At 59.3% G+C, this 15,396-nt stretch carries 14 protein-coding genes and 2 tRNA genes; 9 read left to right on the plus strand and 7 right to left on the minus strand.

Annotated features, from left to right (window positions below):
- From AC5LBQ_RS03375 to AC5LBQ_RS03390, 4 genes are all read right to left on the minus strand, one after another.
- Positions 1-590: PstC family ABC transporter permease (locus AC5LBQ_RS03375; RefSeq protein ID WP_493264634.1), on the minus strand; the 590-nt coding region annotated here is incomplete at its 3' end.
- 75 nt (positions 591-665) lie between these two features.
- Positions 666-1,592: a phosphate ABC transporter substrate-binding protein gene (locus AC5LBQ_RS03380; RefSeq protein WP_295028050.1), complete on the minus strand. Its 927-nt coding sequence runs from the start codon at positions 1,590-1,592 to the stop codon at positions 666-668.
- Positions 1,593-1,742: 150 nt separating this feature from the next.
- Positions 1,743-2,447: a potassium channel family protein gene (locus AC5LBQ_RS03385; RefSeq protein ID WP_493264635.1), complete on the minus strand. Its 705-nt coding sequence runs from the start codon at positions 2,445-2,447 to the stop codon at positions 1,743-1,745.
- 10 nt (positions 2,448-2,457) lie between these two features.
- Complete coding sequence (locus AC5LBQ_RS03390) at positions 2,458-3,870, minus strand: TrkH family potassium uptake protein (protein ID WP_295028054.1); 1,413 nt, start codon at positions 3,868-3,870, stop codon at positions 2,458-2,460.
- Between the two features lie 75 nt (positions 3,871-3,945).
- Here AC5LBQ_RS03390 and prfB point away from each other — a divergent pair, with 75 nt between their 5' ends.
- From prfB to smpB, 5 genes are all read left to right on the plus strand, one after another.
- The gene (prfB, locus tag AC5LBQ_RS03395) at positions 3,946-5,073 is read left to right on the plus strand and encodes a peptide chain release factor 2 (protein WP_295028056.1); all 1,128 of its coding nucleotides are present in this window, start codon (positions 3,946-3,948) and stop codon (positions 5,071-5,073) included.
- A gap of 163 nt (positions 5,074-5,236) precedes the next feature.
- A complete protein-coding gene (gene ftsE / locus AC5LBQ_RS03400) occupies positions 5,237-6,025 on the plus strand; it encodes a cell division ATP-binding protein FtsE (protein WP_307742292.1) in 789 nt (262 codons plus the stop codon).
- Positions 6,025-6,939 (plus strand): permease-like cell division protein FtsX, encoded by a 915-nt coding sequence (gene ftsX, locus AC5LBQ_RS03405; RefSeq protein ID WP_297346352.1) that lies wholly within the window; start codon positions 6,025-6,027, stop codon positions 6,937-6,939. Before ftsE ends, ftsX begins: the two co-directional genes overlap by 1 nt.
- Positions 6,940-7,039: 100 nt before the next feature.
- Entirely contained in the window at positions 7,040-8,368 is a 1,329-nt protein-coding gene (locus AC5LBQ_RS03410; protein ID WP_493264636.1) for a peptidoglycan DD-metalloendopeptidase family protein, read from the plus strand.
- A gap of 202 nt (positions 8,369-8,570) precedes the next feature.
- A complete protein-coding gene (smpB, locus tag AC5LBQ_RS03415; RefSeq protein ID WP_307742294.1) occupies positions 8,571-9,110 on the plus strand; it encodes an SsrA-binding protein SmpB in 540 nt (179 codons plus the stop codon).
- 148 nt (positions 9,111-9,258) lie between these two features.
- Here the strand turns inward: smpB and AC5LBQ_RS03420 are convergent, their stop codons facing one another.
- Together AC5LBQ_RS03420 and AC5LBQ_RS03425 are read right to left on the minus strand one after the other, a co-directional pair.
- A complete protein-coding gene (locus AC5LBQ_RS03420) occupies positions 9,259-10,242 on the minus strand; it encodes an O-acetyl-ADP-ribose deacetylase (protein WP_295028065.1) in 984 nt (327 codons plus the stop codon).
- Between the two features lie 240 nt (positions 10,243-10,482).
- A tRNA-Ile gene (locus AC5LBQ_RS03425) sits at positions 10,483-10,556 on the minus strand.
- Positions 10,557-10,688: 132 nt separating this feature from the next.
- Between AC5LBQ_RS03425 and AC5LBQ_RS03430 the strand changes: the two genes are divergently transcribed.
- From AC5LBQ_RS03430 to AC5LBQ_RS03445, 4 genes are all read left to right on the plus strand, one after another.
- Entirely contained in the window at positions 10,689-11,186 is a 498-nt protein-coding gene (locus AC5LBQ_RS03430; RefSeq protein WP_493264637.1) for a hypothetical protein, read from the plus strand.
- Positions 11,187-11,248: 62 nt separating this feature from the next.
- Positions 11,249-11,320 (plus strand) — tRNA-Asn (locus AC5LBQ_RS03435).
- A gap of 670 nt (positions 11,321-11,990) precedes the next feature.
- Positions 11,991-13,109 carry a GmrSD restriction endonuclease domain-containing protein gene (locus AC5LBQ_RS03440; protein WP_493264638.1) on the plus strand — a complete coding sequence of 373 codons (1,119 nt, stop codon included), beginning with the start codon at positions 11,991-11,993 and terminating at the stop codon, positions 13,107-13,109.
- 68 nt (positions 13,110-13,177) lie between these two features.
- Positions 13,178-13,549: an RNA-binding S4 domain-containing protein gene (locus tag AC5LBQ_RS03445; protein ID WP_493264639.1), complete on the plus strand. Its 372-nt coding sequence runs from the start codon at positions 13,178-13,180 to the stop codon at positions 13,547-13,549.
- A gap of 76 nt (positions 13,550-13,625) precedes the next feature.
- Here AC5LBQ_RS03445 and AC5LBQ_RS03450 read toward each other — a convergent pair whose 3' ends face one another.
- On the minus strand, positions 13,626-15,386 hold the full coding sequence (locus tag AC5LBQ_RS03450; protein ID WP_493264640.1) for a cell wall-binding repeat-containing protein: 1,761 nt from the start codon (positions 15,384-15,386) through the stop codon (positions 13,626-13,628).
- Positions 15,387-15,396: the final 10 nt, after the last annotated feature.

Genomic DNA, 15,396 nt, shown 5'->3' on the forward strand with positions numbered 1-15,396 from the left:
CCCGCCGCCAGGACCGAACAGCCCCCCAGGGGGGCGTAAAAATAGTCACGAATAAAGGGCCCCAGGACGGTCAACCCGCCCCAGCCGTAAACCACGGAAGGGATACCGAGGAACAGTTCCACCGCGGGACGGAACAAGCGCTCACCCGCGCGCGGAGCGATTTCCGTGATGAACACGGCGGCTCCCACCGCGAAAGGCGTGGCGATGGCCAGACCCAGGAAACAGGTCATCAGCGAGCCCAGAATAAAGATAAGTGCGCCGACACTACCGCGCAGAGTCAAATCCGGGCTGTCCTGCGGATTCCAGTCCGGGGAAAACAGGAATTCCCCCACGGTGTGCTGGAAAGCGGTAAAGGTGAAAGAACCCTTGTACAGCAGGAACAGGCCAATAACGACCGTTAACACGATGAGGGAAACACCCGCAATCGCCACAATGGTCCCGCCGATTTTGTTTGCCAAACGGAAACGTTTATCCGCCCCGTTCGAGTCGAACCGCGGCCGAGCCGGAGATGAACCCGCCGCGGAATTACGCGCCTGCGGGAGCGCTGAATCTGTGGAGTTGAGACGAGTGGACACGTTAGGTTCAGTCATCTGCATTTCCGTCGATTCAGGCTCCCGCACCGAAGAAGCTGTGGTAGCCATTAGTTCAGTTGCGCCTGAGCCTCTTTAGGCCGCGGGGTCAGGGTGAGAAGCGGTGGCTTCCGCGGACATCTTGGAGGACACACCGTAGCCCATCTTTTCCAGGTCGCCAGCGAACTTGTCGCCCATCATGTAGTCAAGGAACGCCTTGGTTACTTCATCAGGCTCACCCTTGGTGTACATGTGCTCGAAGCCCCACACCTTGTATTTGCCGTTGTAGGTATTTTCCAAGGTCGGTTCCACGCCGTCGATAGCGACGGGCTGAACTTCGTCCTTGCCAGCCAGGTAGGACAGCGCCACGTAGCCGATAGCGCCCTTGTTCTGGGTCACGGTCTGGAGCAGAGTACCGGAGTCGTCGGTCTCGAGGGACTGGTTGGAGGCTTCCTCGGCACCACCCAGCGCCCAGGTCTTAAACAGGGCGCGAGTACCGGAGGAGGACGGGCGGGTGACCAACACAATCTTTTCGTCCGGGCCACCAACTTCCTTCCAGTTCGTGGTCTTGCCGGTAAAGATGTCGGTCAACTGGGCGGTGGTGAGGTCCGTGACCCCCAAATCCTTGTTGACCACCGGAGCCATCGTGATGGTGCAGACCTTGTGGTCGACCAAGTCGGCGGCTTGGGTCGCATCGAGCTTCTCGGAAGCGAAGACGTCAGAGTTACCGATGTTTACGGAACCAGCCGCAACCTGCTTGAGACCCTCACCGGAACCGCCGCCGTTCATCGTGACGGTCACATCGGGGTTTTCCTGCATGAAAGCATCGGCCGCGGCTTTTGCCAGGGGCAGCAGCGCGGAGGAGCCGGAACCGGTGACGGTACCGCTCAGGGTCGAGGTCGGTTCACTGGACTCGGTATCGCTACCGGAGGCGGCCTGATCGCCACCGCCCCCACAGCCGGTCAACATAGACATGGAAAGCAAGCCAGCGCCAAAAATCGCGCCAATACGAGAGATTTTCATGGTGTTCCTTTCATACATCGAACTTTTACTCCCAAGTCAGATAGTAAGAAAGGATTGTTAAGGCTAGCGCGGGGCCAATGTTAAGATTGTGTAAAACAATTTTACTTTACGGTAATTGCCCTATTGCTTTACGATTACATGGATTTTTGGTTAATCTTGGCGAGTGACTTTGGAGATAATCCGGGTCGGAGCCACCACCATGACCCGGTCGTCAGGGGACAGTATGGTCTGGGCGTGAGCGGTTTCCCAAGTGCCGGTGGGCGATTCAATCGCCACGATAGAGAATCCATCGCGGCGGCGCACATCAAGCTCACCGAGGGTTTTCCCGCAGTAGCGCGGCCCCAAACTGGTGATGACCAGGGCAAACCCGTGCCCCAGGTCGATGTAGTTCTCGAAAGACTGCGCGACCTGGTGGGCAGCGCGCAAACCCATCTCGGATTCCGGATAGAACACGCGAGTGATGCCCATCTGGTTGAGAATCTCGCCCTGTTCCACGCTGGAGGCTTTCGCCCACACTTGGGGACAGTGCAGGGTCAGCAGGGCGGAGGCGCTCAGGATTGAGGCGGCGAGGTCGGTGCCAATCGTGACCACCCCGCAGGCGTACTCCTCGACCGCCAGCTGGGTCAGCGCTTCCTTGTCGGTGGCGTCAGCCCGCACCACGTGCCGCAGGAGCGCCGACGCACGTTGTACGACTTCTGGGTTACAGTCGATACCCAGTACTTCCACCCCGCTGGCCTCCAACTCGGTCGCCATGCTCAGGCCGAAGCGTCCCAAGCCGATGACGACGGCGCTTTGCGGGTTGCCGGCCGGATGGGCCGGGGAGTTTGGGGTGGAGTTGTGATTAAACATATTCATTTGCGTTGTCCTAACCGATAAGGGGATGGTCACGAGGAAGTTCGTAGGCTACCGGTCGTTTCCGGGTCGCGAGAGCCGCCGCCAAAGTCAGCGGTCCGACACGTCCCAGAATCATAAAGATTATGACCATGAACTGAGCCGCAACAGGCAACATGGGAGTGATTCCGGTACTCAGACCCACGGTGCCCAGGGCGGAACAGATTTCAAACAGGCACTGGTTGAGGTTGAAAGGTGTAAAGAGCATCAGCAGGAAAGTTCCCACCGCGACCAGGCCGGAAAACAGCGAAAACACCGCCAAGGCTTGACGTTGAGCCGAACGGGCCAAGCGCCAACCCAGGATATTGATGGCGTGAGCCCCCCGAATTTCACCCCAGAGGGTCGCCATCACCACGGTCACCGTAGTGATTTTCATACCTCCCGCGGTACCGGCCGGACCCCCACCAATCAGCATCAGCCCATCGGTGATGAGCCAGGTCTCCGGGTACTGTTGGGAAATGTCAAGGGAGTTGAAACCCGCGGTGCGTGGGGAAACGGAGGAGAACAGCCCGTTGAGGAAACGCTGCGGAACCGGCATCGCCCCTAAAGTATCGGGATTGCGCCATTCCAGAGCCGTGATGGCGACCCAGCCGAACACAATCGCCACCGCGGTTCCCAGCAGCATAATACGAGTGGTCATGCCCCATTTCCACCAGTGCAGGCCGTTGTGGTAGAGCGCCAGCCAGACAGGAAAGCCCAAGCCTCCTATCACGATGAGCGCGGCCAAGCTCAACAGCAGGAAGGGGTCGGCGCTGAAACTCATCAAGGAATCTACGTAAGGGGCGAAACCGGCGTTGTTGAAAGCGGAACCCGTGAGGAAAACCCCGTGCGCCACCGCCTGCAGCGGTGAGGTGGCGTGCCCGGAAAACCACAGATAGAGGCTGTTGAATAAAGAAAAAATCAGTTGCAGCAGGAACGAGGCGACCACGATCTGCCCCACGGAATGACGGACTTCACGCGGTGTCAAGCCGAACCACACTTTGGCGATGGCACGATCCTCGAAAGTGGCGCGTTTCCGCAGAGCCGAGGCGAGCAGGGTGACCATGGTCATGGTGCCGATACCCCCCAACTCAATGAGGGCAAAGATGACAGCTTGACCGAAAGCGGACCAGTAGCTCCCCGTGTCGACCACGATTAGCCCCGTCACGCTGGTGGCGGAAGCAGCGGTGAACAGCGCAATCGACAGGGGAGCACCGTCCGCTAATGCTGGCCCACAGACGGGGACGCCGGCGGGGATAGTTAGGGGGGTGACGATGTCGAAAGTCATGGCAACCGCAGTGCCGCTCCGGGACGCCGGAAGCATCAGCAATACCGTTCCCACCAGGATAGTTATCAGGAATGCCGCCGAGATTCTGCGGCCGGGATTAAACTCGGAGATGCGAGCCACCGGATAAGTATAGACCCAGCGGTGCGCAACGCAACTTATTTGAGAACCGCCCCGGATTACCAGTAAGGTAAAAAGGTGATTTCCCCCGATGATTTTCAGCCCCTGATTGAGAAACTGCGCGCGTCTTTCGCGACGATTTCGGCGGTGATAGATCCCGAACTGCTGGCGCAAAAGATTGCTGATTTGACGAAACAAGCCGCCGCCCCGGACTTGTGGGACGACCAAGAAAACGCCCAGAAAGTCACGCAATCACTCTCGGTGGCGCAATCCGATTTGCAGCGTCTACGAGCGATGCAGGCGCGGATTGATGATTTGGAGGCCCTGGTCGAGCTGGGGGCGGAAGAAAGCGGGGAGGACCGCGACGCGATTCTCACCGATGCGGAGCAAACCTATGAAACCTTGAAACGGGACCTGGATGCGATGGAGGTGAAAACCCTGCTGAACGGGGAATATGACGAACGTTTCGCGGTCGTCACGATTCGTTCCGGAGCGGGCGGGGTAGACGCCGCCGACTTCGCCCAGATGCTGCTGCGGATGTATCTGCGGTATTGCGAGCGACACAACTATGCCACCAAGGTGCTGGATACGTCCTATGCGGAAGAAGCGGGGATTAAGTCCGTGACGTTCCAGGTCGATGCCCCTTATGCGTACGGGATGTTGTCAGTAGAAGCCGGGACGCACCGGCTGGCGCGAGTCAGTCCGTTTAATGCGGCGGGCAAACGCCAGACTTCTTTTGCGGCAGTGGAGGTCATTCCCTTGATTGAGACGACCGACCACATCGAAGTGCCCGAGAGCGACATCAAGATTGACGTGTTCCGTTCCTCCGGGCCGGGCGGCCAGTCCGTGAACACGACCGATTCGGCGGTGCGCCTGACCCACTTGCCCACCGGTATCGTCATCTCGATGCAGGACGAAAAATCGCAGATTCAAAACCGGGCCGCCGCGATGCGCGTGCTGCAGTCACGCCTGTTGATGCTGCGCCACCAGCAAGAACACGATAAGAAAAAGGAGCTGGCGGGGGACGTCAAAGCCTCCTGGGGCGACCAGATGCGCTCCTATTTCCTCTATGGCCAGCAATTGGTCAAAGACCTCAGAACCGGCTACGAATCGGGCAACCCGGACAGCGTTTTTGACGGCGACCTGGACGGTTTTATTGACGCGGCGATTCGCTGGCGCAAACATCAAGAAAAGCACGACCAGTAGGGGAAACAGGCGGGAAAGACTCACCCCGCGAACGCCCTTTGGCGCGGTAATAATCGCGGATTTCCCCTGCGATTGCACTTCTGCGGGTGTCACTCCGTTTTTATCGTTTTGTTATAAATAGACTTAGAAGCGTACCTGAAACTGAACTGGGGAGCGGAAAAGGTTGATTACCTTCGACAACGTCACCAAAATTTACAAGCGGGGAGCGCGCCCGGCACTGGACCACGTGAGTCTCACGATTGACCGGGGAGAGTTCGTGTTCCTGGTCGGGACTTCCGGATCGGGAAAGTCCACGTTTCTCTCGCTGGTTCTGGGCGAAGAAAGCGCCACGGAGGGAAAGATTCTGGTCCTGGGCAAGGACCTGGGGCGACTGTCCCGGTGGAAAGTGCCGGGGTTGCGCCGCCAAGTCGGCGTGGTGTTCCAAGACTTTCGCCTGTTAGAAAACAAGAACGTCTATGACAACGTGGCGATTGCCCTGCAAGTTATCGGCAAGCCACGCCGGGTCATTCGCCGGGTCGTCCCCGAAGTACTCCAGATGGTTGGTTTAGGCGGCAAAGACAAGCGTTTTCCCCACGAGCTCAGCGGTGGCGAGCAGCAGCGCGTGGCGATTGCTCGCGCCATGGTGAACCGCCCGCCCATTCTGCTCGCGGACGAGCCGACCGGAAACCTGGACCCCTCTACGTCCTTGGGCATTATGCGTCTGCTGGACCGGATTAACCGGGCGGGCACCACCGTGGTGATGGCTACCCACGATGAAGAAATCGTGAACCAGATGCGCAAACGCGTCATCGAACTGGACGAAGGCCGGGTCGTGCGCGACCAGGCTCGCGGCATCTACGGAGCCTCAGCCCCGAAAGGATCCGCCGACGGTACCGACCGCACTTCTGAAGGCGCAAGGGCGTTAGCGAAACCGAAAGGTGCGGGGGCGGCGCGGAAAGGAGGCCGTAAATAATGCGACTAACTTTCGTATTATCCCAGGTAGGCCAGGGTTTGCGGCGCAATTTGGCGATGACGGTCGCGGTCATTATCGTGACCTGTGTCTCGCTGTTGTTTGTTGGCTCGGCGGTGCTGGCGGAAATGCAGATTAATAACCTGCGCGATACCTGGTACGGAAAAATTGAGATTTCCGTGTCGATGTGTACCAAAGACGATGTGTCTCCCAACTGCAACGGTCAAGAAGCCACCGAGGCCCAGATCGCGGCGATTGACGAACAGTTGAAATCCGAGCGGCTCAGCAAGTACATCGACAATGTGTATTTTGAGACGAAGGAAGAAGCCTTCGAGAGTTTCAAAAAGCTGGCTGGAACCGAACAGTATTATCAATATGTCCAAGCGGATATGATGCCCGCATCGTTTAGAATCAAGCTAAAGAACCCGGAACAGTACCGGGTGGTCGTTGAGGAACTGCAGGGACGTGACGGGGTCGCCCAAGTTATTGACCAAAAGCAGATTCTGGAGAAACTCTTGACCGGGTTGCATCAGGCAACCTACCTGGCCATCGGGCTGGCCGTGGCCATGATTATTGCCGCGGTCCTGTTGATTACCACCACTATCCGGCTGTCTGCGATGAGTCGGGAACGTGAAACATCCATTATGCGCCTGGTCGGAGCCTCGAACCTGTTTGTGCAGCTGCCGTTCATGGTGGAGGGTGCTATCGCGGCGACAATCGGTGCCCTAGGTTCGGTGGTGATTCTGTGGGCTAGCGTAAAGTTCCTGGTCGGGTCCTGGTTGTCGGGACTTTCCGGGGTTGTCGAGCTCATTTCGACTAACGATGTGTTGCTCATCGCGCCGTTCCTGGTGCTGGCGGCTATTTTGCTGGCAATCGTGGCTTCGGCGGCCTCCCTGAACCGCTACACCAGAGTTTAGGGTTCTGTTGGCTATGTTTCGGACCGGGAAAGTCGCGGCATTTCGCTAAACTTTTAAGCACGGCGCGTTGTTGGGGAAAGCTGGAAAAGGAGGTGAGCACGTGCGAAGCAAATTGACCGCCCTGGTGGGGGCGCTGGCGGCACTCGGGATTGCCTCGATGTCCACAGTTTCGCTCAGTTATGCTAACGCGGCGCTCACCCCCGCGAACGCTAGCGCGGCGAGCGCGAGCGCGACCGGCCTGGTGCGGGCTGATAAGAATTCGGACGAACGCAAGAAACTCGAGGCGCAACAGGCCGCCTCGAAAAAGAAACAAGCGGAACTCGCAGCCCAGTTAGAAGGGGTTAACGCGAATCTGGTCCAGCTGGCTGTAGCTCTGGAACAAACGAAAGCGGCCATTCCCGTGGCACAAACTGAAGTCGCCAATGCACAGGCGAAACTGGCTGATGCGCAGGCTAAACACCAACAGATTCAAAGCCGGTTAGAGATTGCGAATCGCCAAAAACAGGAACTGCGCGAACAGATTGCCCAGGGCGAGCAAACCATTGAAAAAACGCAAGTCGCTATCGGTCAGATGGCGCGTATGGCTTACCGCGGGGCGATGCTGGAAACTTCGCCGCTTTCCCTGCTGCTGGATTCCCAGTCCCTAGATGAACTCACGCTGCGGGCGCAGGTGGCAGCCACGGCGACCAAGTCGCAAAATCGTGCCATCGTGGAAGCTCAAGAGGCCAACGCGGCTAACAACAACGCCCGGGCTCGCCAGGAAGCCGTGACCGTCCGCATTGGGGAACTGGAGACCCAGGCTCAGCAGGCGGTGCAAGCCGCTGATGAAGCCCGCGTCGAACAGCAACGAAAACTGGGCGAATTTCAAGAGTTGCAACAAAAACAGGTCGCCCAGCAGGGGCAGCTGAACAATCAGCGGGCGGCGTTTGAGAAACAGATCGCGGACGAAAAGGCCACGCAGGCGGCCGCGGCGGCGCGAATTGCCGCGCTCAATCAACAGCCGGACGCTATGCCGGCTCGCTCCATTTCGGGGGGAATTTTTGGCGCGCCCCTCTCGTCGCTGTCGGTGACTTCGCCTTACGGATACCGGGTTCACCCCATCACGAAAACGCGACGGCTCCATGCCGGCACGGACTTCGGGATAGGTTGCGGAACTCCGATTTATGCCTCGCAGTCCGGAACCGTGACCTTCGCCGGCTGGGAGGGGACCGGCGGCAAATCGACTTATATCAACCACGGCACCATCAACGGTTCCAAGTGGCAGACGACCTACCGCCACCAGTCCCAGTTCAAAGTTTCGGTCGGCGCTTCCGTGCAAAAGGGCCAGGTCATCGGCTTGGTCGGTTCGACCGGCGGTTCTACCGGGTGCCACCTGCACTTTGAAGTGTGGCAAAACGGGAAAACTATCAACCCGCTGGGGGTGTTGTAGGCGGTCGCCTCACGCGGGCGGCGTCACCAGACCGGGTTCGCGAGGGGACGGCCTTGTGCAGTGTCAGTGACGAGTCCGTGACCAATCGGTGACTAATCGGTGACGAAACCGTAATGGGCTGGCGGCCACCCGGCCTTGTGACGTCCGAGGGCGCCGCGGGGAAAAGTTGGCAGGCCGCGCTTTTGCGCTAAAATTGCACTCTATGGGTAAAAAAGCTGCTAAGGGGGCGGGTCAGCCAGGGAAGTTGACCCCCTCACAGCGTGCCAAAGCGGAGTCGGATGCCAAGAAAGTCATCGCCCGGAACAAGAAAGCCGCGCACGATTATTTCTTGGAGGACCGCTACGAGGCGGGATTGTCGCTGACCGGCACCGAAGTCAAGGCTTTGCGGATGGGACGGGCTTCGCTCGCGGAAGCCTGGGTTGAAGTTGACCGCGGGGAAGCGTGGCTGCAAGGGGCGAATATCCCGGAATATTTTTACGGGTCCTGGACGAATCACGCTCCGAAACGGAAGCGCAAACTGCTGTTGCATAAGCGCGAAATCGCGAAACTCGAGGGGGCTGTCACTGCGAAAGGCTACACGATTGTGCCGGTAGAGCTATATTTTGTGGGCGGACGCGCGAAAGTGGAGATTGCAGTGGCGAAAGGCAAGCAAGAGTGGGATAAGCGTCAAACTATCCGCCAGCGCGAGGACGACCGCGAGGCGCAGCGGGCTTTGCGGGAGGCGAACCGGCGCTCCCGGTAATCGCTGTGGGAGGCCGGGGCTGGCGCAGCCTGGTGCGGACGACCTGGCCGGAGCACCGCGAGCACAGTGCCATACCGGATAAGGTTCGGCGGGCTGGCGAGGTTCGGTAAAAGCTGGCGTGCCGCCGCTTTTACCGCGGGCGGCGGGGTTAGTCTGTCGGAGCTGACTTGAGGTACTGATGCTCGGCGCGGATGGCTTTGACCAGTTCAGCGTGGGCATTGGCGCCATATTTCGCTGAGAATTCCTGCCATTCCTGGACCGCTTGCGGATCTAAGTGCATCATGGCCTGGAGGTTGCCCGCGCTGTCGCTGGCGGTGATGGCCTCGCCGTCCTCCGAGCCAGCCCATTCGCGAAACACCCGGTAGCCCTCGGCGCGGAACGCCTCTGTGTAGGCCGCGGCCGCCGCGTTGCGATCGGCACGATACGAGGCGACTTCTTCATCAGGAATCCAATAGGCATCGACCAAGGTCATGCCGTTGCGGTGGGTTTTCGTGTCTCCCGGCGCCAACTCGAAGTCGTCGGGAGGCCAGGAGTCGTCCTCCGGTTCGGTGCGGGCGATTTCGGCTTGAAACAGTTCCAGCGCGTCAGAGGAAAACAGGACGAAATACACGTTGTCTATTGGGGATTCTGCGTTTTGGGAGGGGCTTTGAGCTGCGGAATCGCCGGTCGGGTCGGTGTCACGAGAGGGGTGGGTACCGGCGGCCCACTCGCGTACGGCTGCCACGCCGATGCGCGCGACTTCGGCCATGTCCCAGCCGTAGACTCCGCCGGATATGGCGGGAAACGCCACGTCGCGGGCGCCCACTCGAGCGGCTTCACTCAAGGAGTTCGCAAAAGCGTTGTGCAGCAGCTGCGGGTCGGTTTGTCCGGCGTGACGGTTGGGCCCGACGGTGTGAATGACCCACCGCGCCTCCAGGTTGAACCCCCTGGTGGCGACCGCTTCGCCCACCGGCAGGCCGTCGGGAAAACGAGTCTCGCGCAGCTTGCGACAGGCCGCAAGCAGCTCCGGACCGGCAGCTCGGTGAATCGCTCCATCGACACCGCCGCCCCCCAATAGTGAGGAGTTCGCGGCGTTGACAATCGCGTCCACATTCATCTCGGTGAGGTCTCCGCCAATCGCGTGTATCTGCATTTTTGTTCCCTTTCGGCTAGGTTTTCAGTCTAGCGTGAAGCGAGATAAACGTCGCGGGGAGATGCGGATTTTCGCGTCAACAGTGCCCTGTGCGGGGGAACCTGCGACTAAGCATTCAGACAGGGCAGAGTGGACATGAATCCCGTGATGGGAATCCTCTCAAATTGAGAGCCATACATGGTGTCATATATGGTGTCGAGTTTAATATGGGGTTTAAGTCGCGTATATGCGCAGTTCAAGTGCCCTGTGTGGGGCTTGAACCCACGACCAACGGATTATGAGTCCGCTGCTCTGACCGACTGAGCTAACAGGGCGTAAACATCCTAACAAGTTACCGAGCTCAGGTGGTATTTCTGGACGCCGCGAATTTGCATTTTCGGTGTTGCCGCCGGGAAGCGTGGAAATGCCCGCGAGGGAAGGTAGCCCACTGAGATACAGTGGAGTTCATGAGCCTGAGGAAAAGCAAAATCCCCGCGGAGCTGAAACCACTGCTGCCCCGCGGCGGACGCAACTGTGCACCGCTGTACTTTGCGGACCAAGACTTGTGGCTGTTCGCCGACCCCAGCGGCTTAATCAGGCGAGACAGCGAGGTAACCCGCTGGGAGTGGCATGAGGTGCAGCAAATTGGGTGGGACCGCGATACCGATACTCTGAGTGTGACCTGGCCCGACCCGGGCAAAGCGCCGCTGCTGCTGAAGAACCCGGATTCGGCCATGCTTAAGGCCTTCGGGGACTACGCGCGGATTTACCTGCAAAAGTCCCAAATCTATACCCAGTTTTCGACGCTGCCCTCCGGGACGACAGTGCGGATTGCGGTGCGGGCCAAGGCTGATGGGAGCCGCTTTTCCGAAGTCGTGGCCTTCGGGGCGCTGGCGCCGGGCGACCTCTCCGCACTGTCCAGTTTGGAATCCCAGGTGCGCGACATGGCGGGTTTACCGGCTTGATACCGGCAACCTCGCAGCGAGTGGACATTCGCGAAAAGGTTCTGTTAGAATCTTATCCGCAATCCCGCGTAGCTCAACGGCAGAGCGTCCGACTGTTAATCGGCAGGTTGCTGGTTCGAATCCAGCCGCGGGAGCTTTTTTGTATCCGGTATTTCGGGGTTTTCCGAGCCGTTTTTCGCTGATCCGCCGTTGGGATTTTGGGCTTTTTTCAGGTCGGTACGCGCTCCGCGCCCCGGGCGATTAGCCAGCCAATGGTCGATAGTGTCGGTGGACCAGCCGTTGGCTGTAACCTTTTCGCCCGTGCCTATCTCAACATCGGGCGCGGGCATATAGCCGCGCTGAGAATACGCCTTTAGCGTATTTTCGGAAAGACCGGTGTAAGCAGCGACGCCGCGCAGTGAAAGAAACATGGTAGCCCCTTGCATTTTGGGGAAACCCCGCCCCCTCACAGGGGCGGGGCGATTTCCTAACTATCCTTCGGCTTCTGCACCTTCTCACGGATGAGAATCAGTGCTAGAATTGCCTCAGGAAGGGAAATCAGAATCTCGATGACGGTAATCATCTTGATATCCTTTCCCCAAAGCCCCGGGGCCATCCGGGGCTTTACTGTTGTTAGAGCAGATGCCCTAACACCTCTAACTATACGCATAGATAGGCGTAGCGCCAAGCGTGGGCGTTAGAAATCGGGGATTAAATCGGGGTAGGTGGTTATATAGACCAGCAACCCCGATTTAAACGCAAATTTGCGTCGGGGGACGCGGTTGGGTCGCTCAAAAAAGCCTATCTACGCTTTAAAATGAGGCTGTGAAAGGAACCCCGGCGCCGCCGCACGGACCAGCTCAGATCCCGCCCAAAGCCAGCAAGACCAAGAAGCTGCTGGTGGGAGCGGGGATACTGTGCGCCGTGGTGGCATGCGGCAACGCGCTGGGGAGCAAAGCCAGCGATTCTGAGCCTACTGTCTCTGCTAGCCCAACCGTTTCCACCAAGGCGCCGCGCGTCACCGTGGAACCCACCCCCACGCCTTCTGACACTTCCCCCACGCAGACCCCAGAAAACACTGTGGAACCCAGTCCCACCGCCTCCACGCCGGAAGCGACCGGGGACGCCGCGACTGTGCTGGCGACCTTGCCGGTGAAAGGGCGGGCGCCGAAAACCGGGTATCGGCGTGCGGAGTTCGGCCAGAGGTGGCGCGATATCGACCGGAACGGCTGCGACACCCGCAACGACATCTTGAACCGCGATTTGACCAATAAAACCTGGCGCGCGAACACACGCGGATGCGTGGTGTTGAGCGGGATCCTGGCGGAGCCGTATTCCGGTGAAACCAGGTATTTTGATAAGTCACAAGCCTCGGCCATCCAGATTGACCACGTGGTCGCCCTGTCCGACGCGTGGCAGAAAGGCGCCCAAGCCTTGACCGCTGCGCAGCGCGAAACCCTGGCGAACGATCCGTTGAACCTGTTGGCAGTGGACGGCCGGCTCAACCAGCAAAAGTCAGACGGTGACGCGGCGACGTGGCTGCCGCCGCATAAGGACTTCCGGTGCGCCTATGTTTCGCGCCAGATTGCGGTCAAAGCGAAGTATCGGCTGTGGGTGACTGAAGCTGAACGTGACGCGATGGTACGTATCTTGAGTAATTGCCCAGGTCAGGCACTGCCTGCCGACAGTGGGGTGGTCGTACCCTCGGGGACTGTGCCGGCTTCTGTGCCGACAGAACCGCCGCCCCCGCCGCAGGACGCGGCCCCTCCCGCGGTAGACCCTGCACCACATCCCAATCAGCCGGCGAATCCCGGAGCTAGCTATGCCAACTGCCGGGAAGTCTGGGCAATCCTGGGCCGGCCCATCACCCCGCAGGATCCGGGATTCCGGGATAAATTTGACGGGGATCACGACGGGATAGGTTGCGAGTCCCGCCCCCGCTAGGGTCCGCAGTCTCGCCGGATTCCCCCTGGATTTCAGCCGAAAATCCCGACTGCGGGTAGACTGGGGGAATGGAAAAAATGCGTGTCGACGTGTGGTTGTGGGCGGTGCGACAGGTGAAGTCACGCTCTCTGGCCACCGCGGCGGCGCGCGCCGGGCACGTGAAAATCAACGGGGTCAGTGCGAAGGCCTCCAGCGCGGTACGAGTGGGGGATGAAGTACGGCTGCGGGTCGCGGGTTTCGACCGCGTCCTCAAGGTAAAAGCCTTGATTCCCAAGCGCGTGGGGGCGCCTGAAGCCGTGAAATGTTACGAGGACGTCACCCCACAACGCTTGACGAATCCCGCTAATGCGGCCGTCATTTATCGACCGCGCGGCACCGGACGTCCCACCAAAAAGGAACGCCGTCAGCTTGACGCCTTGCGCGGGCGGACGTGCTTTTGAAGTCAGTCACAGCGCCCGGCGACGCCCGGACCCGCCTGATGAGGGTTGCAAGCTCACGCAGGTTTCCCCGCAGGGTTTAGCGCACCAGGGTCTTGGCCGCATCAATCGCCTGGTCAGGAACGACCGCGGTCCCGCCAACTGCCAAGATACGCAGACCGGCACCGTGGGAGGCATAGAGGTCACGCAGCGCCAAAGTCGTGGCTTGGGGCAAACTGTTCCCGTTAACCATCAGGACCACCCCGTTCTTGAGCGACCCGGCGACGGCAGCATCGGCCAGGGCCGTGCCATTGACCAGGTAGATGTGTTGAATCGGGGACTTGTTGTAGCCCAAGGTTTTCTTGGAACGGGCTTGGGCCAGCAGGCGAGCCGTCTCGAAGCGATCCGCTCCGCCAATCCGCTTGATATTGGTCGGGTCGCTCTGAGCGGGCGTGGCTGCGGGAACCCCCGCCGAGTTCAACCAGGCTTGAATTTTCGGAATCGCGGCGCGGTATTGGGGCAGGCGCTCTTGCCAGAACGTCTGGTAGCGCTCAAACACCAGCGGAGCCAAGCCCAGCGGCCACTTTTGATAGTCATAAGTCCCGTTGATGACCGAACCGGCCATGGTCCACGACCCGGGAGTGATACCACGATGCAGGTAAGTGTCGATTTCCAACTTGAAAGATTCCCGCAGGTCGGACAGGAACGTATCATCTAGCCAAGAGTAATTGACCCCGAAATATTTGCCGTACTGTGTGACGACTTCCTCAAAAGTCGCCAGGTTGTGCGGTAGGGAGATGTCGGCTCCGTAGTAGCCGGAGCGCACCACGGAGGACAAGAACTGGTCGGCGCTGTCTTTGTTGGCTTTATAGAGTTTGGCAACTGAATCGTAGTTGGAATAATTGGCTCCAAACAAGAAATTCGACCAATTATCCTCAATGGTTTCGCGGGTATATTTCTCAGCTTCTGCACCAAACTTAATCCACTGCGAGGAGGCCGAAATCTTTTGAGCAATCTCTCCGTTTGGTTTGGACAGTTCCGTGTAATTTTGCAGGGTCTTTTGCCAGCGGGCGATGTTTTCCGCGGTCTTGGGGGTGTCGGCCGAGGGGACTTCCACCGGTCCGGAGTTGCCGTCAGAAGTTTTAGTGGTCGGCGGGGTCGGGGTGCCTCCCGAAACGAATTTGCTCAGCTGCTGGGTGGTGGCCACGGGTATGGCGCCTGTTCCTCCCAGCACGGTAATCTGAGTAATTCCGCCTTGTTGCAGACGCTTCAGAGTCGCGGCGGGAATGGTTCCGTCAGGTTGCACCAGCAGAATGGGAGTGTCCAAAGCTCCGGCCGCCAACGCGTCAACCATAGAGCCGCCGTTAGCGATCAATACCGAAATGTTGCGCGGATGGTGATTGAGCTCAACCCAACGGTCATAGAGTAGAGCCGCGGTTTCATAGCGATCCGCGCCTTGAATCTGGGCCGCTTCGACATGGTAATCGGGCGGGTAAGCGGCGTTGAGCCCTGCCGGGGTGCCACCCCACAGACCGGGGCCGCCGAGATAAGCCAGCCGATGAGTATCCATCTGGCGCAGAAAGTTGACTCGGCCAAACGTATCACCACCCCAAGGGTCGCCATAGACGATACGTCCCGGCAAAGCTCCGGCGGTGATAGCATCTGGAATTCCGTTCGGCGCCGCCAAGTACACCGTGTTGGCTTCACCATAGGCGGATGCCGCCAGAGAAGTGGCCACTCGGTCGGGACCGGCCAGACGGTCCTCGGGATTCGCCCCGTTGGCTGCCGGAACACCCATTCCGGCGAGGAGCGCCGCCCCGGCCAGACCACAAAGGAACTTTCGCTGGGAACTAACAGTCATTTTTGCACCG

It is taken from the genome of Mobiluncus sp. (genome assembly GCF_985070215.1).

Coding starts and splice junctions, on each gene's coding strand:
- AC5LBQ_RS03420 (WP_295028065.1), bottom strand. CDS start 10,242: ATGCAGATACACGCGATTGGCGGAGACCTCACCGAGATGAATGTGGAC.
- AC5LBQ_RS03450 (WP_493264640.1), bottom strand. CDS start 15,386: ATGACTGTTAGTTCCCAGCGAAAGTTCCTTTGTGGTCTGGCCGGGGCG.
- AC5LBQ_RS03445 (WP_493264639.1), top strand. CDS start 13,178: ATGGAAAAAATGCGTGTCGACGTGTGGTTGTGGGCGGTGCGACAGGTG.
- AC5LBQ_RS03380 (WP_295028050.1), bottom strand. CDS start 1,592: ATGAAAATCTCTCGTATTGGCGCGATTTTTGGCGCTGGCTTGCTTTCC.
- ftsX (WP_297346352.1), top strand. CDS start 6,025: ATGCGACTAACTTTCGTATTATCCCAGGTAGGCCAGGGTTTGCGGCGC.
- AC5LBQ_RS03385 (WP_493264635.1), bottom strand. CDS start 2,447: ATGAATATGTTTAATCACAACTCCACCCCAAACTCCCCGGCCCATCCG.
- smpB (WP_307742294.1), top strand. CDS start 8,571: ATGGGTAAAAAAGCTGCTAAGGGGGCGGGTCAGCCAGGGAAGTTGACC.
- AC5LBQ_RS03430 (WP_493264637.1), top strand. CDS start 10,689: ATGAGCCTGAGGAAAAGCAAAATCCCCGCGGAGCTGAAACCACTGCTG.